The organism is Roseivirga spongicola, from assembly GCF_034376045.1.
GTDB classification, from domain to species: Bacteria; Bacteroidota; Bacteroidia; order Cytophagales; family Cyclobacteriaceae; genus Roseivirga; species Roseivirga spongicola.
Map to the genome: position 1 here is coordinate 1,339,740 of NZ_CP139724.1, position 21,862 is coordinate 1,361,601.

The following is a 21,862-nucleotide window of genomic DNA, read 5'->3' on the forward strand; positions in this document are numbered from 1 at the left end:
ATTTGATAAACCAACTCCTATGAAAGCTCAAAAGGCATTATTTACTCTGATTTTGGGAATTATGGTGGCTAGCGTAGCCATAGCTCAAACTTCTGAAAATCGACCATTGACTAAGAAGGAAAAAAGAGAGTGGAAGAAGAAAAAGAAGAAGATGTCTCCAGAAGACTTCATGATTCTTTATGAAGAAAACACTAGCCAAAAAGCAGAGATTGCCAGCATGGAGGGTGATATCAGTAGCTTAGAGTCTCAAGTTTCTTCCAAAGACGAGAGAATCAGCGACCTTCAAAAGCAGGTAACTAGAATGCAGGCAGCTTATCAAGCGGCTCAAAATGAGATTGAAAAGCTTAAAGCTGACCAATCAAAAAGACCTGCCTATAACCCAGATCTGATCAATGGTGAAGACTTCTCAATTGGAGTGGTTTTCAAAGTTCAGGTAGGAGCCTTCAGAAAAATGGATTTAGAGAAGTATGCTAATTCATCTAAGGAGTTTTCTGAAGAAGGCGCAGACGACTTGAGAAAGTACGTAATTGGCAACTTCAGAAATTATGAAGACGCAAACGTGCTAAAGAGATACCTAAGAGAAATGGGCGTTGAAGATGCTTGGATTGTTCCTTACAGAGATGGTCAAAGAGTGCCTTTAAAAGACGTTTTACCAGGAGTTTCTGGCTCTAACTAATAATATTTTTACATTACTAAAGGCAGTGTCTAACACAGGCACTGCTTTTTTTATACAATAAACCTGAATATCCTTTAAATTTAGAGAATGCAGAAGAGGTGGATTTTTAATGAGGATTTTGATGGTGACGCTATAAATACCCTTCAGCAAGAATTAAACGTGAGCCATACACTGGCCAAGCTGATTAATCAAAAGGGTATAAGCTCTTTCAACGAAGCCAAGTCTTTCTTTAGACCAACTTTAGACCAACTACATGACCCCTTCTTAATGAAGGACATGGACAGGGCGGTCAATCGCTTAACGGAGGCCATTGCCAACGAAGAAAGCATTTTGGTTTATGGAGATTACGATGTAGATGGCACCACCGCAGTGGCCACGTTTTACGGCTTTCTTTCTAAGTTTTATCAAAAGCTAGAATACTATATTCCCGACAGATATAAAGAGGGTTACGGTGTTTCGGAAGATGGTATTCGATATGCATCTCAGAACGGTTATTCACTTATTGTAACACTAGATTGCGGCATAAAGGCGCTAGAAAAAGTAGATCTAGCAAACGAACTGGGCATAGATGTTATCATTTGTGATCACCACACACCTGGAGAGGAGACTCCAAATGCCTATGCTGTATTAGACCCAAAACAGGTAGACTGTAATTATCCATACAAAGAACTTTCTGGCTGTGGGGTAGGCTTTAAGCTACTTCATGGCTTCTGTCTGCAAAGCGGTTTTGAGATTGAAGAACTATATCAGTTTCTAGACCTAATGGCTGTTTCCATTGCCTCAGACATTGTTCCTATTACAGGAGAGAATAGAGTATTAGCCTATTTCGGATTGAAGAAACTAAATCAGTCTCCTAGGCCTGGGCTAAAAGCACTGATCGATTTATGTAAAGGAAACCGCGACCTGACCATTTCGGGAATTGTTTTCGGCATAGGCCCAAGAATCAACGCAGCTGGCCGAATGGATCATGCAGGTTCTGCCGTGGCTTTACTTTTGGCAAAAGACGAAGAAGAAGCCAACCTCCTGGCTGATATGGTGAACACCAAGAATGATGTTCGTAGAGACTTTGACAATACCATTACCGAAGAGGCCATCCAGATGATTACTACTAACGATAGTCTAACACATGCTAAGGCTACCGTTTTATATAAAGAAGATTGGCACAAAGGAGTTATTGGAATTGTGGCTTCTCGCTGTATAGAGAAATTCTATCGCCCTACCGTAATTCTTACTGAATCGAACGATAAAGTGACTGGCTCGGCAAGGTCTGTAGACGGTTTTGATGTTTATGCCGCCATTTCCGAATGTTCTGACTTGCTAGAGCAATTTGGCGGGCACATGTATGCGGCAGGAGTAACCATGTCTGTAGATAATGTGGCAGCATTTCAAAAGAAGTTCCAAGAAGTGGTGGCTCGCCAAATTACGGATGAGCAACTCATTCCTTCGCTTTATATTGACACCGTTATTCGCTTAGAAGAAATTGATCGGAAGTTTTTCAACGTGGTAAATCAGATGGCTCCTTTCGGGCCTCAGAACATGCAGCCCGTATTCATGACAGAGCAAATTCAGGCTACAAATGTTAAACTTTTGAAAGAACAGCACCTTAAGTTCACTGCAAAACAAGAAGGCACTAATGTTGCTTACGATGCCATAGGATTTGGCTTGGGCGAATATTACGATCTTGTAAATTGCGGACTGAAATTTCAGATGGCCTTTACGGTAGAAGAAAATGATTTTAGAGGGCACAAAACCCTTCAGCTCTTTGTCAAAGACATCAAGTTTGACGACTAAATTTTAATGAATGAAGCTCATTGCTGACAATCTGGTTAAGACCTATAAAAAGAGAAAAGTTGTTAACAGCGTATCTGTTGAGGTAAACCAGGGAGAAATAGTAGGACTTTTAGGCCCCAATGGTGCTGGTAAAACAACCACTTTCTACATGATTGTAGGGCTTGTAAAACCCAATGAAGGGCGAATTCATCTCGATAAAGAAGACATTACACCCCTGCCCATGTTTAAGCGAGCTCAAATGGGCATTGGTTATTTAGCACAAGAACCTTCGGTTTTTCGAAAGCTTACGGTAGAGCAAAACATTATGGCTGTGTTAGAAATGACCAAACTCAGCAAGGCCGAGCAGAAAGAGAAAATGGAGTCTCTATTAGAAGAGTTTTCTTTAACTCATGTAAGGAAAAACCTCGGTAGAGTACTTTCCGGAGGAGAAAGAAGAAGAACCGAAATTGCCCGAGCACTTTCCGTAGATCCGAGTTTTGTTCTATTAGATGAGCCATTTGCAGGAGTAGATCCTATTGCGGTAGAAGAAATACAAAGCATTGTGGCTCAGCTCAAAAACAGAAACATCGGAATTCTAATTACAGACCATAACGTACAAGAAACACTTTCAATTACCGATAGGGCCTACCTGATGTTCGAAGGAAAACTACTCAAAGCTGGAACTGCAGAGGAGTTAGCTGCTGATGAACAGGTAAGAAAAGTGTATCTTGGCCAACACTTCGAGCTAAAAAGAAAAATCTAAATGGCCATTATCAACTCCATCCTTACTTGGGTCATGAAGAAACGCATGCACCAAATTGAACTCTTCATGAAATACCCTCATGATGTTCAGGATGAGTTGTTCAAAAAGCTAGTCACTACGGCTAGAAACACTGAATTCGGTCGTACTTACGGTTTTGCCGATGTTCACAATGTGGAACAGTTCCGCAAAATGATTCCAGTGTTTTCCTATGAAGAAATAAGCCCATATATAGAAAGAAACATGGCTGGAGAGCAGAACCTGCTCTGGCCTTCAGATGTGAAGTGGTTCGCTAAATCTTCTGGCACCACCAATGCTCGTAGCAAGTTCATTCCTGTTTCTTATGAAGCATTAGAAGATTGCCATTTTAAAGGTGGAAAGGACCTTTTGAGCATTTATTGCAATCATTTTCCAGACACTAAAATGTTCGATGGAAAGGGGCTTACCATTGGTGGCAGCCAACAAGTAAACCAACACGATAGCAATAGTGAGTCGTTCTATGGCGATGTGTCAGCAGTAATCATGTCTAATCTGCCTTATTGGACACGCTTTGTTAGAACTCCAACATTAGACATTGCGCTAATGGATGAGTGGGAGTCTAAGATTCAGAAAATGGCAGAGGTAACCATGGATGAAAATGTTACCAGCATTTCTGGAGTACCAACCTGGACAATAGTTCTTCTTCAGCGAATAATAGAATTAAAAAGAGCCAAAGACATCACGGAGGTCTGGCCAAACCTAGAGGTCTTCTTTCATGGAGCAGTGGCATTTGGGCCATACAGAAGCATTTTCCAGAAGCTGATTCCTTCAGATAAAATGAGGTATATGGAAACATACAATGCCTCTGAAGGATTTTTTGGAATTCAGTTTGAACCTGATTCTGACGACATGCTACTAATGCTGGATTACGGAATCTACTACGAGTTCATTCCTTATCCTGAAATACACAAGGAGAACCCAAAAGTGATTGGCTTAGATGAAGTGAAAGTTGGCGAGCATTATGCCATTCTTATTTCTACTAATGCAGGCCTTTGGAGGTATATGATTGGTGATACAGTTGTTTTCACCTCTACGGACCCGTATAAAATCAAGATTTCTGGCCGCACCAAACACTTTATCAATGCCTTTGGCGAAGAGGTAGTAGTAGAGAACGCTGAACGCGCGATCTCTGAAGCATGTGAACAAACTGGCGCTCAGATCAACAACTTTACTGCAGCCCCTAAATACTTTGGAGGCGAAGAAAAAGCTTCTCACGAGTGGATTGTAGAATTTGAACAAGAGCCAAGCAGCTTAGAGGAGTTTACAAAAGTTTTGGATGCAACACTTCGTAGAATCAACTCAGATTACGATGCCAAGAGACACAAAAGTTTAGCCTTAGGCTTACCAATTGTACACATGGCGCAACCAGGCACCTTCTACGAGTGGATGAAAAGAAGGGGAAAGCTTGGTGGTCAGAACAAAGTGCCCCGCCTTTCTAATACCAGAGAATATCTGGATGATATTCTAAAACTTATCAGCAACTCAGAGCTGAGCCTATAAAAAAAGGCGGTTGACACCGCCCTTCTTATCAAGTAAACTCTGATTGGTTAATTGCTCCACTTAATAGTGCAGCCAATAGCTTTCGTGCTTTTTGTAGATACATCGGCCCCAGCAATCAGGCTATCTACTGCCTCTTGAACATAATGCTTGCTGGCAGCAGATGCATTTCTACTGTTATTATCTATAGCGCCAATATACTCCACTCTAAAATTATTGTCCGAAACCTTATTCAAAACATATACCTGTGGTGTATTAGTAGCACCATAAGTAGTAGTGGTTTGCTGTGTTTCATCAATGACATACGGAAAGGGATAGGCCTTCTCTTTTGCTCTTGCTTGCATATTCTCGAAAGAATCTCCCGGAGACTTTCCTGTATCATTCGGCTGTATAGCTAAAACAGGGTAGCCTTGGCCTGCATACTTATTATGTAAGTCTATTATTCTCTGCTCATACATATTGGCATAAGGACAGGTATTACAAGTAAAAACCAAAATGTAACCCTTAGCCGCCTTATTGCTACTAAGAGATATCATTTTACCATCTACATTCTTTAGGTTAAAGTCGGCTGCTTTGTCGCCAACACCAAGGCCATTCTCTTTGCTTCCAAAGTTGGACAACAGTAGAATTCCCGTAAGCGCTAATGCTTTTAAGGCTTGCATGGTTCTATAGTTTAATCAGTTAATTCCATTACGATTGACTCTATTTCCCCTTCTTCCAACTCCTTTTCCACAAACTTTCGCTTTCCATTTTTATGGTTGATCACCAAAGTTGCTGGTATAGCCCCACTCCAAGATGGGTCTACCTTATCTATCCATGAATTGTAATCAATATTATCGAGCAGAATGACATCTGCCGAAATGCCGTTTTTCTCTACAAATGGCATCACCTTCTTTTGAAACTCATCTGCAAAATCTAGTGAAACCAGCGTTACTCTTACTTCGTCATTCGTTTCGTGTAGTTTTTGGAAATAAGGAATCTCAGCAATACAAGGTTTACACCAAGTGGCCCAAAAATTAATAACCTCAACTTTTTCAGAATTGGTCTCCATAATGTCTTGGAGGGCTTCGAACTTAACAACTTCCATTCTCCGCTTTTCTGAACAGGAAGTTACTAGCGCAAACAAAAGTATGAGACCGAAGTAACGCATGCCCAAATTAAACGCGAAGGGAATAATAAAGTTAGACCGTTCATAAAATGCTGAGTAGAAGCCCTAAATTCTATGTTCATACAATCATTTTCAGAATTGTATTATTTCATGACAATTTCATCCAAGGCAGTTTAATGTAAACTGAAAATTACCACTATGTAATCAGTGATGGGAGATTGTATGATTTCGAGTTAATGTTGTCTTAACATGGAACAAGTTTGAACTGACTAGCCTACAAGCCACTGAAGGCCTATTAGGAATAAGCTGAAAATCCAAAATCGTTTAAGCTAATGGACCAAAAATTAAACAGTTATAAGGAGCTATTGTCCCAAATTCTAGAGCGATATTTAGACAAAAAAAAGATTCAAAAAAATACCTCTGTTTTTTTCCACATTTTCCAATATTTATCCACAGTTTTCCACCTATCCAATATTAACAACTGAATATCAGCAAGTTATACCCTTTTCTTCAAAGTCAATTTCTGTTGATAACTTTCAGCAAGAATTCAATAAGCAGCGGATTAGACCATTATTAGCCCATTGAAATAGAGCGACTTAAAGAGCTAGAAGCGACTCACTCTTTATTCTGCCTTCTGAGCTTGGTTCTGTAGGCATTGAAGATTCTAGACTTAGAAACGATGCCTACATATTTACCGTGATCGATAACTGGTAGGTTCCAAGCACCAGTTTTCTCAAACTTTGCCATCACCTCAGACATTTTTTCATCGGATTGCACTGTTTCTGGGGGTCGGTGCATTAAGGATTCAGCAATTAAACTTTTTTGAGAATCTGAATTGAACATTATTTCACGGACATCATCAAGGGTAATGATACCTTTTAGCTCGTCATTCTCATTCACGACAGGGAAAATATTCCTTCTCGACTTTTTGATGAGGCTAACCAAATCTTCTAATGTCTGCGATGGATGAATGGTGAGCAAGTCTCTTTCAATCATCTTTTCAATACTGATTAAACTTAGTACTTGCTTGTCTTTATCGTGAGAAGGAATTAAGTCTCCAGACTTAATCAGCTTAGCGGTGTAGAAGGAGTATTTCTCAAAATAACTGTTGGTGCTATAGGCCACGGCCGACACGAGCATAAGGGGTAAGAATAGTGTATAGCCACTGGTGATTTCAGCAATAAGGAAGATGGCAGTAAGCGGTGCATGCAGTACGCCACTCATTACGCCACACATACCCACTAAGGTAAAATTGCTAATAGATAAGCCTTGATTCAGACCAAGCAGGTTATTGGTCTGAGAAAAAACAAAGCCTGTAATTCCACCAATAAAGAGCGATGGTGCGAAAATTCCACCATTTCCTCCCGCGCCAATCGTTAAACCAGTGGCTATAGGCTTCATTAAAATAATAGCCAATCCAAACACCACAATAAACCATGGATCTTGAAAACGGGAGAACAAGGCACTAGAAGAAACAATTTCTTGCACTCGGCCTTGAAGTAAAAGTTTGATGGAGTCATAGCCTTCACCATAAAGCGGTGCTAAAACAAAGATTACAGCGGTAAGGGCAAGCCCACCTATAATAGCCCTAGGAAAGACCGACTTCACTTTACCTATAATTTTCTCTGTCCAGAGGGTGGTTCTGGAAAAATAAACTGAGACTAGACCACAAATAGCTCCCAATAGAAGATAGAATGGAAAATCTGCCGCACTGAACGGATCGGTAAGCTCAAAAGAGAAAAGCACATCTTTTCCTAGTAGAAGCATGGAAATCAATGAGCCCAGAACCGAAGCAATGAGCAGCGGTATAAAGGCAGCAATGGTAACATCTGTCAGAATTACTTCAATACTAAAGATGACTCCCGCCACTGGCGAGTTAAATATTCCAGAAATTGCAGCGGCCGCCCCACAACCAATCATTAAGGTTCGTTGCTTGTAGTTGAGGTGCATCAATCGGCCTATGTTAGAGCCAATGGCAGATCCTGTTACCACAATTGGAGCCTCCAAACCAACCGAACCTCCACAGCCTACAGTGATTCCTGAGGTGATCATTCGGCTGAACATCTTATTCCTGTGAATGATACTAGACTTCTTAGAGATGTAAAAAAGAATGGAAGTAATACCATGACCAAGTTGCTCTCGGAACATGTACCGGGCAATAAGAGCGGTAACAACAATACCGAATACAGGAAAAAACAGGTAAGAGTAATCTACATTAATATGCTTAATGAGCTCTTGAATAAAGTGAACTGCACTTTTCAGAGTTACCGCAGCAATACCACCAACAACGCCTACGAGACCACCCACCATGATCACAAAGTTTCTGGTGCTCAAATGGCGAATCCGCCAGACTAAAAACTTACCTAGTAGTCTCTTAAAGCTCATTTAAGTTGCTTGGCTTTTTCCCAATATACATCCATTTCTTCGAGGCTCATCTCACTGATGTTCTTGCCGTCTTTCTTCGACTCTGTCTCTAAATACTGAAAACGCTTAATGAATTTCAGATTAGTTCTTTCTAAGGCTTCTTCAGGGTCTATGCCTATAAATCGGGCATAATTTACTAGAGAGAAAAGCAGGTCACCAAACTCTAGAGTAGCTTTCTCTTTATCTATGACTTCGGCCTCTGCATTGAATTCTTCTTTGAACTCCTGCATTTCTTCCTCAACCTTCTCCCAAACCTGTTCTTTCTTTTCCCAATCAAAGCCAACTCCTCTAGCTTTATCTTGAATTCGAATGGCTTTTACTAAAGCGGGTAATGAATTCGGCACACCGCCTAATACAGATTTATTGCCTTTTTCCTTCAGCTTAATTTTCTCCCAATTGGCCTTTACCGCTTCAGCATCATTGGCCTCCACATCTCCATATATATGTGGATGCCTGTGAACCAACTTGTCAGAAATGGAATTGAGCGCATCGGCCACATCGAAAGCCTTCTGCTCATCGGCAATCTTAGAATAGAAAACCATATGCAGCATCAAGTCACCAATCTCTTTCTTCATCTCCTCAATGTTCTCGTTGAGAATGGCATCAGACAGTTCGTAAGTTTCTTCTATGGTTAAGTGCCTGATAGATTCTAACGTCTGCTTCTTATCCCACGGACAGTTAAGCCTTAGCTCGTCCATAATAGTAAGCAGGCGGTTAAAAGCCTCTAGTTTTTCCTTTCTACGTTCGTCTTTCGGGGGGATAATCATACGTCTGATTAGTGGTGAGAAACTTCTGGCACAAAGGTAGTGTTATGCAAACAGTAATATTAAATTTGCACCAAATAAGTCGATTATGACAACGTTAATTCTGACACTGGTATTGATAGGGCTGTTTTTCGTGGGGATGTCTGTAAGACTTCTGTTGATAAAAAACGGTGAGTTTAAAGGCACATGTGCTTCGCAAAGCCCATTCCTGAACAAAGAAGGAGTAAAATGTGGCTTCTGTGGAAAGGAAATGAAAGAAGGAGAATCTTGTGGAAACCCAGACAATGAGGTTGACAAGGTTTTGGCTCAATTCAAGTAAACCATATTTTCATACCGACTTTTTAAAGCCCTATTGTTAGGTGCTTTTTTTTAATTTTATCCCTGAGTAAACAATAGGACATTGACACTTATAAAATCGATTTCTGGAATTAGAGGAACCATTGGTGGTGCCGTAGGCGAAAGCTTAACCCCTGTAGATGCAGTAAAATTTGCTGCTGCGTTCGGATCTTGGGTAGTAGCAAAAACAGGCAAAAAGAAGATCATTATTGGTAGAGATGCCAGACCTTCTGGCCAAATGATATCCGACTTGGTTTCTTCCACACTTATTGGCTTAGGAATAGACGTTGTAGACCTCGGTCTTTCAACAACTCCAACCGTAGAAATAGCTGTTCCTTTAGAAGAAGCTGGTGGAGGAATTATTCTAACAGCCAGCCATAACCCTGTTCAGTGGAATGCCTTGAAGCTTTTAAATGATAAGGGCGAATTCATTAGCGGAGATGATGGGAAAGAAGTTCTAGAGATTGCTGAAAAAGATAATTTCAAATTTGCCGATGTTAAGAAGCTTGGAAAAGTAACTACCAACGATTCTTACATTCAAAAACATATTGAGATGGTTTTAGCCCTGCCTTTGGTAGACGTAGAAGCCATCAAAAAAGCTAAGTTCAAAATTGTGGTAGATGCTGTTAACTCTACAGGAGGTATTTCAGTATTGCCATTGTTGAAAGCTTTAGGGGTTGAAACTGTTGAACCACTTTATTGTGAGCCAAATGGTCAATTCCCTCATAACCCTGAGCCGTTACCAGAGCACTTAGGGCAAATTAGCTCCATGCTAGAAAGTGGTAAATACGACTTAGGTATTGTGGTAGACCCAGATGTAGACCGTCTTGCATTTGTAGACGAGTCTGGAAGTGTATTCGGAGAAGAATACACCCTAGTTGCTGTGGCAGATTATGTGCTGAGCCAGACTAAAGGAAATACCGTTTCGAACCTTTCTTCAACGCGTGCCCTCAGAGATGTAACTGAGAAGTATGGTTGCCAATATGAGCCTTCTGCTGTAGGCGAGGTAAATGTGGTAGTGAAAATGAAGGAAATAGGTGCTGTGATTGGTGGCGAAGGCAACGGAGGTATCATTTACCCTGAACTTCATTATGGAAGAGATGCATTGGTAGGTATTGCGCTATTCTTAACTCACTTAGCTAAGTTTGGCAAGAGAGTTTCAATGCTCAGAGCGAAATACCCAAGCTACCACATCTCAAAGAATAAAATCGAACTTTCACCTGAAATTGATGTGGACAAGGTATTGACCAAAATGAAGGAGCAATACAAAAAACAACCTATCAACACAGTTGATGGTGTAAAAATTGAATTCGATAAGGAATGGGTTCACTTGAGAAAGTCGAACACAGAGCCTATCATTAGAATATATGCAGAATCTGAGTCGGCTGCTACAGCAGAACACTTGGCTCAGAAGATAATGTCTGATATACGAGAAATCGTGGCCAACTAATTTTTAGCCTATGAAAGTCTATTTCGATAACGCTGCAACTACTCCGCTAGACCCGGAAGTATTCGAAGTAATGAAGCCTTTGATGCTGGATATGTATGGAAATCCATCATCTACTCACGCCCATGGCCGAGAGGTTAGAACTAAAATTGAATACGCCCGAAGAACAGTAGCTGAATTGCTAAACACGGTTCCTGCAGAAATATTCTTTACTTCTGGAGGTACTGAAGCAGACAATACAGCCATCAATGGAATGGTGAATGCCTATGATGTAAAGCACATCATTACCACTTCAATTGAGCACCATGCGGTAGGTCATACGGTAGACAAGTTGGTAGAATTAGGCAAGGTGAAAGCGAGCTATGTAGAGTTAGATGCTCAAGGCCACCTTAATATGGATCACCTAGAAGAGTTGTTGAAAAACAACCCAAACTCTTTGGTGACCATCATGCACGCCAACAACGAAATAGGCACCAAAAACGACATTGAGAAGATTGGAGAAATGGCGACAGAATATGGCGCTACTTTCCATTCTGATACTGTCCAAACCATGGGCCACTTCAAGCACGACCTCAAGTCACTGAACTGTCAGTTTGTGGTGGGTGCAGCACATAAATTCCACGGACCTAAAGGTGTAGGCTTCCTAAGAGTTTGCAATAGCCGTAAAATCGGCCGATTCATAGAAGGTGGTGGCCAAGAAAGAAACCGCAGAGGTGGAACCGAAAACGTATACGGAATTGTAGGTTTGGCCAAAGCGTTGGAGCTAGCCTATTCTCACATGGACGAACACCGCAGTCATGTTCAGTCTTTAAAAGATAGAATGATTGAAAAGCTCAAAGCGAACTTCTCGGATATTCAATTTAACGGAGACATTAACCCTGAAAGTAGTTTGTATACTGTGTTGAATGTGAGTTTTCCTCCACACGAAAACAACGGTATGCTGTTGTTCAGCCTAGACATTAACGGAATTTCTGCTTCTGGCGGAAGCGCTTGTTCTAGTGGAGCAAACACTGGCTCTCATGTATTGAATGGCATAAAAGCCGACCCGAACAGGCAAGGCATTCGTTTTTCATTTAGCAAGTATAGCACGGCCGAAGAAGTAGATTATACCGTAGAGAAATTGGTAGAGATTTTATCACCAGTTGCGGTATAATGGCTAAAAGAGCATTCCTTTTGCTTTTCTTCTTACTTGGCAGCCTGAGCTGTTCAGATAATGATATCGATATTGTAGAGGTTGAAGCCACGGTTGAGGATGTTCGAGATGTACCTGGATTTGAAGATTGCGCTTGGCTTCTTTTGTTCAACGGCCAACAGTATAAGCCTTCATATTTACCACCAAGCTATCAGGAAGACGGCCTTCAGGTTAGAGCAAAAGTGGAACTACTCACAGAATCAGCAAGCTGTAATAGCAGCTTAGAGCTACTCAGAATAGAGCAAATTGCTCTGGCTAACTAGTCGTCATACCTCAAAGAAGGTCTTGCTAACTTGATAAGATGCTTCGTGCCTCAGCAAGACTTACCGATGATGCTTTGGTTACTTAACAGAATGCCTAATAACAATGTGCCTTTCAAAAACTGTTGTGCCTGATGCTCTCTCGTCTAAGTCATTCTGAACACAGTGAAGAATCTTATCCTCGATGAAAAATCTGTAAGATTTGATAAGTTGCTTCCCCCGATACTTCGGGGCCTCAGCAAGACTTACAGATGCTGATTTCGGTAGATACACAAGGTATACAAGAGGTTTTCATTAGATAAAAGCTGTTACGCCTGATGCTCTCACGTCTATGTCATTCCGAGTGAGCGAGGAATCTTATCCATGTAGCAAGGCAAGTATAGCTTGATAAGATGCTTCTCCCGAATCCTCGGGAACAGCATGACTTACCGATGCTGCTCTGATTACTAAGCAAATTGCTCTGGCCAATTAATCGCGTCATTCAGAAAGAGAAAGATCGGGGATGAGGCGACTGAAGAATCTCCCTCGTCTGGTACAGTACACTTGGGGATTCTTCGGTCGGCTTGAGGCCTCCCTCTGAATGACCTCAAATATTAAGACTTCCTTACTAAATCTTCCAAGCAATCTACCCAAACAGGAGAATCGTTTAAACTCGGAACTAGGTCCCAAACCTCTCCGCCAGCTTCCATAAACTCCTCTTTGAATTCCTCACCAACTTCTAGAGTAGTTTCTAAGCAATCGGCAATAAATGCTGGAGAAAAGGCTAGCACTTTCTTCTTTCCTTTTTCAGAAAGCTCTTTTAAAAACTCATCCGTATAGGGTTGAATCCACGGGTCTTTACCCAATCGAGATTGGAATGTAGTAGTGTACTGATCTTCCTTCAAGCCTAAAGCAGCAGCTAAAAGACGCGAAGTATAGAAACACTGTGCGCGGTAGCAATATCTGTTTCTCTCATGGAAAACATTACAACAGGTGCTCAGCTGACACTGATTACCGACTGAACCCTTCTTTATATGCCTTTCCGGAACTCCATGATAACTGAAAATGATGTGATCATAATCTTGCTTACTCATCATTTCTCGTCCATTGGCAGCAAAAGCCTCAATGAACTTCGGGTGATCCATAAACTGATTGATATGCGTAATGGAAGGAATTATCTGCCATTTGTTCACAATACTGTTCACCTTCTCAGAAACTGAACCCGTTGTAGCAGAAGCATATTGAGGGAAAAGCGGAACAACTATAATTCGGCTTACATTCACTGCTCTCAGTTCTTCCAAAGCCTCTTCTATACTCGGGCTTTGATAACGCATACCAAGAGCTACTTTATAGTCACTGCCTAACTTTTCTTGAAGCATATCGCGGACATCGTAGCCATAGAACTTCAGCGGGCTACCACGATCTTCCCAAAGTTTAGCATATTCTTTCGCACTTTTTGGTGCACGAAACGGAGCTATAATGCCTTTTACAAGCATTGTTCTGGGCACAACAGGAATATCAATTACCCTTCCATCCATTAAAAACTCCTTCAAATACTTTCTTACATCGCCAGTAGAAGGACTGTCTGGAGTACCTAGGTTTACTAGTAAAACCCCAATTGTATTTTTTGCCATTTGCTGTTATTCTTCAGGAAAAACCGAGTGCAAAGATATTTGTTTAGAAGCGCTAAGGAAAGCCAAAATGAAAGAAGCCACCCAATGGGTAGCTTCTGATTTATAACACTCTTAAGGTTGTTCAGTAATCTCCTCCAATCGCTGAGTTTTTAACCCTTGCTGAGAGTGCCTTAAAAAGGTAGTTGCTCATAAAACAGTGTTCAAAGCAATTACCCTTACTTGAGGTAGTACATTCAAGTCGGTTGGCTTACAGAATAATGAAACTTTTTAACCAGAAAAGACTTTAAAATACAAGCCACTAATTTTTTGAAATGAAAACCATCAAGCTCAAATTTCCTAATCAAGACGGAGAGCAACTCTCCGCGAAACTCGAACTTCCCACAGACCGAAGGGTTCGTGCTTACGCCATATTTGCACATTGCTTTACCTGTTCTAAAAACCTTATTGCGGTTACACACATTAGCCGAGGGCTGACCTCCAAAGGCATTGCGGTTCTTCGTTTCGACTTTACGGGCTTAGGTGAAAGTGAAGGAGAATTTGAAGACACCAATTTCTCTAGTAACGTGCAAGATTTAATTGTTGCTGCCGAGTATTTAGAAGAAAATTATGGTCCAGCAAAAATGCTTGTAGGTCATTCTTTAGGAGGTGCTGCAGTATTAATGGCAGCTGCGAAGCTTAAAAATATCGAAGCCATCACTACAATTGGAGCACCTTCAGATCCGGTTCACGTAAAACACCTGTTTCAAGAATCTATCGATGAAATTAAAGAGAAAGGAGAGGCCACCGTTTCTTTAGGGGGAAGACCCTTCACTATAAAGAAGCAGTTTGTAGATGATTTGGCAGAATACGAAAAGTCCGATGTAATCAAGACGCTCAAAAAGCCATTACTCATTATGCATTCACCTCAAGATGATACTGTAGATGTAAGCAACGCTGAGAAAATCTATACTTCGGCCATGCATCCTAAAAGTTTTATATCTCTCGATGGTGCAGATCATTTACTCAGCAAATCTGAAGATGCGCAATATGCGGGCGAAGTTATAGCCGCTTGGGCAGCTAGGTATGTAAGTTTCGAAGAAGTTCGTGCCTTAGAAACAGACGAACAGGTAGTAGTGAGAAATGAAGCACATCGCGGTTTGCAAACCGAAATAATGGCTAACGGGCATTTCATACTTGCCGATGAGCCTAAAGATGTTGGAGGAACCAATTTGGGAGGAACCCCTTACGATTTATTGGTTTCGTCTCTAGGAGCTTGTACTGCCATGACTATTAGGATGTACGCCAAACATAAAAAGTGGCCGTTAGATGAAGTGAAAGTACATCTGAGTAGAGAAAAGCGTCATTCGGAAGATGCAGAAGACCTTGGCGAGCACAGTAAAATTGAGGTAATAGATAGATATGTTGAGCTCAGCGGAGATTTAACTGAGGAGCAAAGGAAACGCATTTTGGAGATTGCAGATAAATGCCCAGTGCACAAAACTCTAACCAACGGACTAACTGTTCACACCAAACTGAAATAAGAAAGGAGGCTTAATTGCCTCCTCCTTCTTCTTTTTCTTTCATTTCTTTCAGCCTTTCCATTCGCTGCTTATACATCATTGGTCTGCGTTTTCTGAACTGCTCAATTCTAGCTCTGTCCATTCGCTCACCTCTGCGATCCTGAAATCTGGCCTTTCCTCTGCGTTGACCTTCAGATTTCATGGCTTTAAGTTTCTCCAATTGCTCAGGAGTAAGAATCTCTTTTAGTCTTTCGTGCTGTGCCTGTCGTTCCACAAAAGCATCTCGCTTCATTTCTTCACGCAGTGCTCTATACTTTTCGGCTCTTTGCTTTCTGGCTTCTTCATTAGCCTTGAATTCTTTATCTAACTGAGCCTTTTGGGTATCATTCAACTCTAGCCTAGCTGCTAGCTGTTCCGTTCTTAAAAGTGTTTTTTCTTTGCTCTGACCGAAGGCCATTTGAGATGCCACGACCATGATGGCAATTGCAATAATTTCGATAAATGTTTTCATCTTCTTGCTGTTGTTGTTCGCTTCTTTGATGCCTAAAGCGCAGCAAGGTTTAATCAGAGGGCCAAAAAGGAACAGTGACCTTGGTATTATCCCATGCCATAGTAAGTCTGGGCTGACCATTTTCTTCAGTAAAATCTATGGTGAAAACCTCTACGGTTTGCGGCAGACGTTCTACATGACCTACTACATTTAACACATCAAACTGCGGGTCGTAGTCTGTTCCCCAATCTGGAATTTTTGAGTTGAAAATTACCTGCCATTCGTTGGCATTAGGAATGGTAACCAGCGAGTACTTACCTGCAGAAAGGGTCTCTCCATTTTCGAAACGAATATCGCGTGTTAGTTCAATTTGGGTAGCCTCATTAGCTCCAGTTCTCCACCATTCACCATAAGGAACCAGGTCTCCGAAAATGACTCTGCCTTTTTTAGAAGGTCTGTTGTAAAAAACCTTCACCGCCACATCGGTGCTGATATACTCAGCAGTTTCTTCCGGACTATACTGTTTGGTTTGGTATAATCTGTACTGATTGAAGCCTACAATAGCCAAAACCAAAAAGAATATTGCCCCTAAAATGTATAGAAGTCGTCTGCTCATATTACTCTTTCAAAAAGAATGAAACCATCACATTTTCAAATCACACGCTTTAGCCCATCCTTAAAGGGAGTTGTGAGATTTTTAAGCTGTTATCCCTTTAGAGATAAGGTCAAAACAGTTTAAAAATCTGATAATCTTAAATAACTGGTTTCATTCAGTACCCTAAATATATTCAATTCAAAAAAGTGCTCACCAGAAACGAGCCATATTCTGCCGAATTATAGGTTTATTCATGTTTTTCATTTTTGAACTCCCATTGGCTTTGTTGAAAGTGATTTACATATCTTTGCGGCATGGCACAGAATGACGATAATCTGCTCAAGAAAATTACTAGTCACGCAAAGGAATATGGCTTCATTTTCCCTTCAAGTGAAATTTACGATGGTTTGGCGGCTGCCTATGACTACGGCCAAAATGGAGTTGAGCTAAAGAATAATATCAAGGAGTATTGGTGGAAAGCCATGGTACAAATGAATGAGAACATTGTAGGTATAGATGCCTCAATTTTCATGCACCCTAGTACTTGGAAAGCGTCTGGTCACGTAGATGCTTTCAACGACCCAATGATTGATAACAAAGATTCTAAGAAGCGTTATCGTGCCGATGTACTGATTGAAGACGTGATCAAAAAGTACGAAGCCAAGATTGAAAAGGAAGTAGCCAAAGCTCAGAGGCGTTTTGGCGATTCCTTCGACAAAGAACAGTTTTTAGCTACTAACCCTAACGTAAAGCGCAGCCAAGATAAAATCGATGAGATTGAAACTAGGTTAGGAAGCAGCCTTGCTAAAGGAGATTTAGCCGATGTAAAAGCATTGATTGAAGAACTTGGTATTGCTGACCCAGTGTCTGGATCTAAAAACTGGACCGATGTGCGCCAGTTCAACCTAATGTTCTCAACAGAGTTAGGTTCTGTAGCAGAAGGTGCCAACAAAATTTACTTGAGACCAGAAACGGCTCAGGGTATTTTTGTGAACTACCTAAACGTGCAAAAAACCGGTAGAATGAAGTTGCCTTTCGGTATTGCGCAGATTGGTAAAGCCTTCAGAAATGAAATTATTGCTCGTCAGTTCATCTTCAGAATGAGAGAATTTGAGCAGATGGAAATGCAATTCTTTGTGAAGCCAGGTGAGGAAATGACTTGGTACGAAAGCTGGAAAGCTAAGCGTATTGCTTGGCACAAAGCTTTGGGCTTAGGTGAAGACAACTATAGATTCCACGATCATATAAACCTAGCGCATTATGCCAATGCTGCTACTGATGTAGAATTTAACTTCCCGATGGGCTTCAAGGAGCTAGAAGGGGTTCACTCTAGAACCGATTTCGACTTAAAAGCGCATGAAGAGCTTTCGGGTAAGAAGCTTCAGTTCTTCGACCATGAAGAGAATAAGTCTTACGTGCCTTATGTAATTGAGACTTCAATTGGTCTCGACCGTATGTTCTTGGCTGTAATGTCTTCGGCTTACACTGAAGAGACTTTAGAAGATGGCAGCGAAAGAACTGTGATGAAAATTCCTGCAGCTTTGGCTCCATATAAAGTAGCAGTGCTTCCGTTGGTGAAGAAAGATGGTCTGCCTGAAAAAGCCAGAGAAATTCTTTCAGATCTAAGGTTCGATTTCAACTGTCAGTACGATGAGAAAGACGCAATCGGTAAGCGATACAGAAGACAAGATGCCATTGGTACTCCATTCTGCGTTACGGTAGATTATGACACTTTGGAAGACAACACGGTAACCATCAGAGATAGGGATGATCTCAGCCAGATCAGAATATCTATTGATGAGCTAAAAGCAAAACTGAGCGATGTAACTTCCATCACCCAGTTATTGAAGAGGATCTAAAAAAAGAACGTCATTCCGGAGAATCTTTTGGTATTTTATTGAGCCAAAAGATTTATCCGGAATCTCATTTAGCGTTCTGAATGATAAAAGAGGTTTACGTTTAATAGCCCCCTCTAACCATATTCAATTCTCCGCTCTCTGTAACAAAGAGCAAAATCAATTCTCCATTTACTTCAGCCATTGAGGTTGCGCCTTTAGTATAGGCTCCCAGAATAGCTGTTTGCTCTGACCATCCCGCTTGTGCCAATGTTCCGTAACCTGAGTTGGTAGTGTCAGATTTGTTGACGTCATAAGAAATAGGCTGTTCAGGTGTCATCAATCCGTGAATTGAGAAGGATTCGGTGAGTACCAAATCATTACTTTCTCCCTGATGCGTAAGGTGCATTACACCGTCTAAGGTGGCACAAGCCAACGATCCCGAACCTGCGTAAGGCTGCGTAACTGGCTCTTTTTCTTTCGGAGTTCCGGCATAGGCCGCAAAAGAAAAGTGCGCAACCGGATATACATTTGGAGACCACTTGTCTTTAGTAGTATTACTCTGCGGACCATTATAAGCTGATTTCTCCAGCGTAACCACGTTGAAATCTGCTGTATTGTACGAGCAAACCATCATCTGATTGGTGGTAGTGTCTTGCATGATCAGGTAGATTGATGGCCCGAGCACTCCCAACTGAATTTCACCAGCACTTGAAAAGCCTACCGCAACAGCAGCCTGCCATTCACCTGCATTGTTTGTAACTATGGAATGCACATTACCGGAAATATCTGCATAAGCCAACATCAGTTGGCTGGCTTCATTGAAGGCGGCCATTGTTACTTTGCTCACTCCTTCAGCCAATTGCTGAGGCTTTTCACCCCACCCTTTAGATTCAGTGTAGTTCAGCGACATAAGCTTTCCATCGGCTACATAGGCCAAGGTAAGTTGGTCTGTTGTTGAAGCCATGGCCATTTCTCCTGTTGCTGAAACCCCGACAGGCCTATTCTCGCTCCAATGATCTCCATCGAAAGTTGAATAGCACAAGTCGCCACTTTCTTCAGCATAAACCATATAAAGAACATCTTTATAACTGGCCGAAGCCATTTGACCCCCAACCTGAAATGGGGTGGGTTCTGGAGCTTCCCAAATAAAGGTTTCATTCCAAAGAAACTTGAACCAGTTGGCTTCCTTGTCATTCTTTCCGAGAGAGCCAAGCTCAAAGTTTTGCTCAATGGTCTTGATGAGGCTGTAGTGATTGTAGCCTTCATAAGCCACTCCGCCTGGCTGAATCATATCACCTAATAAGACGGTGTAAATCTGATTAGGACCATCGTAGAAGTACTTTTTGTCTTTTGGCAAATCGTAAGCTGCTTCAAAATCAGCTTCATCATAAGTAACAACCACCAAAGTATTTGGCGGAAAATGAGAGTCAGGTCCAGGGAAATTCAACGAACCAAAAAAGCTTTCTAGCCAAACCGCTGCCTGATCTACCAAAGTGGGAGCGCGCTCCTTGGGTTGTTTGTCTTTATCGGCCGGAATACCTACCGGGTTGGTTCCATCCAGATAGTGGCCATCGTTCCACATATTAGGCGTAAACCAGCTGTAAGCAGGCAAAGTACCATTCAGTAAATCGGAATAAAGCGCAGCCTCATTCTGGATTTTCTTCCACCTAGACTCATTTTCAATAATGTTCTTGAAGGAAGAAAAAGGGTTATGCTTGGCCATATATGGATAGTCATCTTTCGGCTTCATGCCTGCTGACCATGGCTGATTCTGCGGAATATAACTATCCATGTAAGCTTTCCAGTCTAGCCTATATGGAGATTCTTCAATCAGATCGACAATGGTGCGCTGAGTAAGTGGACTAGGTGGCGGATCGTCATCCGTCATGTTACAAAGCTCAGCTGCAATTGAAGAAATGTAGTTGGTTTGAGATGGATGCATTACCCCGAAGTAGTTGGCCATATCTATACCTTGTTTGGCAAGACCCCGGAAGTATTCATTTTGCATCACATAACTTCTGTACTGGTTCTCGAACATGATGATGAATACATGATCGAAAACTCGATTTGTGTTTGTGTTCATTGTAATACAGTTAATTAAATGGTGTGTATGAAGATAGGGATTTAGAGGGAGTGACAAAAAGCTTCATGAGTGATGTTAGCTTTATAGCTCACAAAAGCACCATTTCATGAGCTATAAACTCATTATTTATAGCTCATAATATCAATACGCTGTACTCAATAATAGCTACTCCCTTAAAAAAAGCCCCATTTGCCCCCTGTTTGTCTTCACGAATAAGTCTGTTCTAAAAGGAGGTCTATGATGCTATTTTTATGATAATCCTGACTACGAGCTTTGAGTAGCAATACCACTGAGATTTAAGAAGTATCTGGTAGACTTTCTTTCTCCTACCTTCTTTAGTGCCCCCCTTTCAACTAGCGATTGTAAATCTCGAGTGGCTGTAGAAGCAGTAGTTTGTGCTATTCTTATGTAATTAGCTGCACTAAGTCCTCCCTTAAATCCTTCTAGCCCTTCTCTAAATATTCTCTCAATCACCTTTCCTTGGCGTTCATTCAAATGTTCTTCGAACTTTTGATAGAATTTGGTTTTCTCTATTAGAAAGTCAATTAACTTTTGAGTGTAATCCTGAGCCTGAAGCACAGTTTCGGCATAGTATTCCAGCCATCTATTAATCTCTAGGTCGAAACTATTCTTGTTCAAAGCTTCATAATAGTCCTTCTTATTTTGCTGAATCACTTTTGAGAAGGCTAGCAAAGTTGGTTTTCCCATTTGTTGTGAGATAGCCTTAATAGAAAGCGCCCGTCCAATCCTTCCATTACCATCCTCAAAAGGGTGTATACTCTCAAAGTAAAGGTGAGCTATTCCTGAAAAGATCAGAGGAAACTGAATGGCCTCCTCAGAAACAGACATATGATTGAACCATTCGACAAATCTTTCCATTTCCTCAGGCACCTTTTCTGAAGGGGGAGCTTCAAAATGAACCTTTGGTTTATTGATGGAACCTGAAACCACTTGCATAGGATCTTCATGAGTTCTGTACGCTCCAATATCAATCAAATCTCTACGGCCAAGAGTCAACATTTTGTGCCAATCAAACATCATTTCATGAGTCAAGGGTAGATTATAGGTTTCATAGAGATCAACCATCATATCTGCAATCCCTTCTTCAGCTGGAGGCACACGCCTCGTATCTGTTTTAAGCCCCAAATGCTTCCTAATCGATGACTTCAGCGAATCTCTATTTAGTATTTCTCCTTCTATTTCAGAAGTATAGAGTGCCTCATCAATAAGCAGCTCAAGTTTCAGGAATTCATCTTCCTGTCTATCTATATGTTTTAAACTGCCATCTAAAAGGCCAGAGTTGTGTAGAAACTTCTTTTCTAAGGAAGCGAATCTAGGCAGATTATATTCAAAATTAGGCCAGTCTTTCTTCTTCCAATTCCATGGCATGAGCTATACATTTAACATTTATAGCTCAAATATAGTATATTTCATGAGCTATAAACTGATTATTTATAGCTCATAATATCAA

Annotated in this window: 19 protein-coding genes; 10 read left to right on the plus strand and 9 right to left on the minus strand. The window is 41.2% G+C overall.

The genetic code is table 11. The features are described from left to right. The first annotated feature begins 19 nt into the window (after positions 1-19). The 4 genes from T7867_RS06055 to T7867_RS06070 all read left to right on the plus strand — a co-directional run bounded on the left by T7867_RS06055 (position 20) and on the right by T7867_RS06070 (position 4,745). Positions 20-676: a hypothetical protein gene (locus T7867_RS06055; protein ID WP_068216822.1), complete on the plus strand. Its 657-nt coding sequence runs from the start codon at positions 20-22 to the stop codon at positions 674-676. An 87-nt stretch (positions 677-763) separates the two neighbouring features. Next, on the plus strand, positions 764-2,467 hold the full coding sequence (recJ, locus tag T7867_RS06060; protein ID WP_068216824.1) for a single-stranded-DNA-specific exonuclease RecJ: 1,704 nt from the start codon (positions 764-766) through the stop codon (positions 2,465-2,467). A 10-nt stretch (positions 2,468-2,477) separates the two neighbouring features. Continuing rightward, positions 2,478-3,209: an LPS export ABC transporter ATP-binding protein gene (gene lptB / locus T7867_RS06065; RefSeq protein ID WP_068216826.1), complete on the plus strand. Its 732-nt coding sequence runs from the start codon at positions 2,478-2,480 to the stop codon at positions 3,207-3,209. Further along, a complete protein-coding gene (locus tag T7867_RS06070) occupies positions 3,210-4,745 on the plus strand; it encodes a GH3 auxin-responsive promoter family protein (RefSeq protein WP_068216828.1) in 1,536 nt (511 codons plus the stop codon). It begins immediately after the preceding gene. Positions 4,746-4,792: 47 nt separating this feature from the next. On the opposite strand, the gene T7867_RS06075 is transcribed toward T7867_RS06070, so the two are convergent. The 4 genes from T7867_RS06075 to mazG form a co-directional block, all read right to left on the minus strand. Continuing rightward, positions 4,793-5,404 (minus strand): thioredoxin family protein, encoded by a 612-nt coding sequence (locus T7867_RS06075; RefSeq protein WP_068216829.1) that lies wholly within the window; start codon positions 5,402-5,404, stop codon positions 4,793-4,795. Between the two features lie 11 nt (positions 5,405-5,415). Next, complete coding sequence (locus T7867_RS06080; RefSeq protein ID WP_068216831.1) at positions 5,416-5,829, minus strand: TlpA disulfide reductase family protein; 414 nt, start codon at positions 5,827-5,829, stop codon at positions 5,416-5,418. A 636-nt stretch (positions 5,830-6,465) separates the two neighbouring features. Then, positions 6,466-8,235, minus strand: coding sequence for a chloride channel protein (locus T7867_RS06085; RefSeq protein ID WP_068216833.1), 1,770 nt, complete (start codon positions 8,233-8,235; stop codon positions 6,466-6,468). Then, positions 8,232-9,041: a nucleoside triphosphate pyrophosphohydrolase gene (gene mazG / locus T7867_RS06090; protein ID WP_068216835.1), complete on the minus strand. Its 810-nt coding sequence runs from the start codon at positions 9,039-9,041 to the stop codon at positions 8,232-8,234. Before mazG ends, T7867_RS06085 begins: the two co-directional genes overlap by 4 nt. 85 nt (positions 9,042-9,126) lie before the next feature. Here mazG and T7867_RS06095 point away from each other — a divergent pair, with 85 nt between their 5' ends. The 4 genes from T7867_RS06095 to T7867_RS06110 all read left to right on the plus strand — a co-directional run bounded on the left by T7867_RS06095 (position 9,127) and on the right by T7867_RS06110 (position 12,276). Continuing rightward, the gene (locus T7867_RS06095) at positions 9,127-9,357 is read left to right on the plus strand and encodes a hypothetical protein (protein ID WP_068216837.1); all 231 of its coding nucleotides are present in this window, start codon (positions 9,127-9,129) and stop codon (positions 9,355-9,357) included. 81 nt (positions 9,358-9,438) lie between these two features. Beyond that, a complete protein-coding gene (gene glmM, locus T7867_RS06100) occupies positions 9,439-10,824 on the plus strand; it encodes a phosphoglucosamine mutase (protein WP_068216838.1) in 1,386 nt (461 codons plus the stop codon). 10 nt (positions 10,825-10,834) lie between these two features. After that, complete coding sequence (locus T7867_RS06105) at positions 10,835-11,974, plus strand: cysteine desulfurase family protein (protein WP_068216840.1); 1,140 nt, start codon at positions 10,835-10,837, stop codon at positions 11,972-11,974. Then, positions 11,974-12,276 carry a hypothetical protein gene (locus T7867_RS06110; RefSeq protein WP_068216842.1) on the plus strand — a complete coding sequence of 101 codons (303 nt, stop codon included), beginning with the start codon at positions 11,974-11,976 and terminating at the stop codon, positions 12,274-12,276. The genes T7867_RS06105 and T7867_RS06110 overlap by 1 nt, the downstream gene beginning before the upstream one ends. 590 nt (positions 12,277-12,866) lie before the next feature. Here T7867_RS06110 and hemH read toward each other — a convergent pair. Then, positions 12,867-13,886 carry a ferrochelatase gene (hemH, locus tag T7867_RS06115; protein ID WP_068216844.1) on the minus strand — a complete coding sequence of 340 codons (1,020 nt, stop codon included), beginning with the start codon at positions 13,884-13,886 and terminating at the stop codon, positions 12,867-12,869. 311 nt (positions 13,887-14,197) lie between these two features. On the opposite strand from hemH, the gene T7867_RS06120 reads away from it, so the two are divergent. Then, positions 14,198-15,406 carry a bifunctional alpha/beta hydrolase/OsmC family protein gene (locus T7867_RS06120; protein ID WP_068216846.1) on the plus strand — a complete coding sequence of 403 codons (1,209 nt, stop codon included), beginning with the start codon at positions 14,198-14,200 and terminating at the stop codon, positions 15,404-15,406. A 10-nt stretch (positions 15,407-15,416) separates the two neighbouring features. Here the strand turns inward: T7867_RS06120 and T7867_RS06125 are convergent, their stop codons facing one another. Together T7867_RS06125 and T7867_RS06130 are read right to left on the minus strand one after the other, a co-directional pair. Next, positions 15,417-15,896, minus strand: coding sequence for a hypothetical protein (locus tag T7867_RS06125; protein ID WP_068216848.1), 480 nt, complete (start codon positions 15,894-15,896; stop codon positions 15,417-15,419). A 49-nt stretch (positions 15,897-15,945) separates the two neighbouring features. Then, the gene (locus T7867_RS06130; RefSeq protein WP_068216855.1) at positions 15,946-16,491 is read right to left on the minus strand and encodes a DUF2911 domain-containing protein; all 546 of its coding nucleotides are present in this window, start codon (positions 16,489-16,491) and stop codon (positions 15,946-15,948) included. Between the two features lie 293 nt (positions 16,492-16,784). Between T7867_RS06130 and T7867_RS06135 the strand changes: the two genes are divergently transcribed. Next, on the plus strand, positions 16,785-18,329 hold the full coding sequence (locus T7867_RS06135) for a glycine--tRNA ligase (protein ID WP_273514460.1): 1,545 nt from the start codon (positions 16,785-16,787) through the stop codon (positions 18,327-18,329). A 100-nt stretch (positions 18,330-18,429) separates the two neighbouring features. On the opposite strand, the gene T7867_RS06140 is transcribed toward T7867_RS06135, so the two are convergent. Both T7867_RS06140 and T7867_RS06145 read right to left on the minus strand, forming a co-directional pair. Further along, positions 18,430-20,391, minus strand: a complete 1,962-nt coding sequence (locus tag T7867_RS06140) for an alkaline phosphatase family protein (RefSeq protein WP_322299967.1) — start codon at positions 20,389-20,391, stop codon at positions 18,430-18,432. Between the two features lie 264 nt (positions 20,392-20,655). Then, positions 20,656-21,780: a Fic family protein gene (locus T7867_RS06145; protein WP_322299968.1), complete on the minus strand. Its 1,125-nt coding sequence runs from the start codon at positions 21,778-21,780 to the stop codon at positions 20,656-20,658. Positions 21,781-21,862 lie beyond the last annotated feature (82 nt).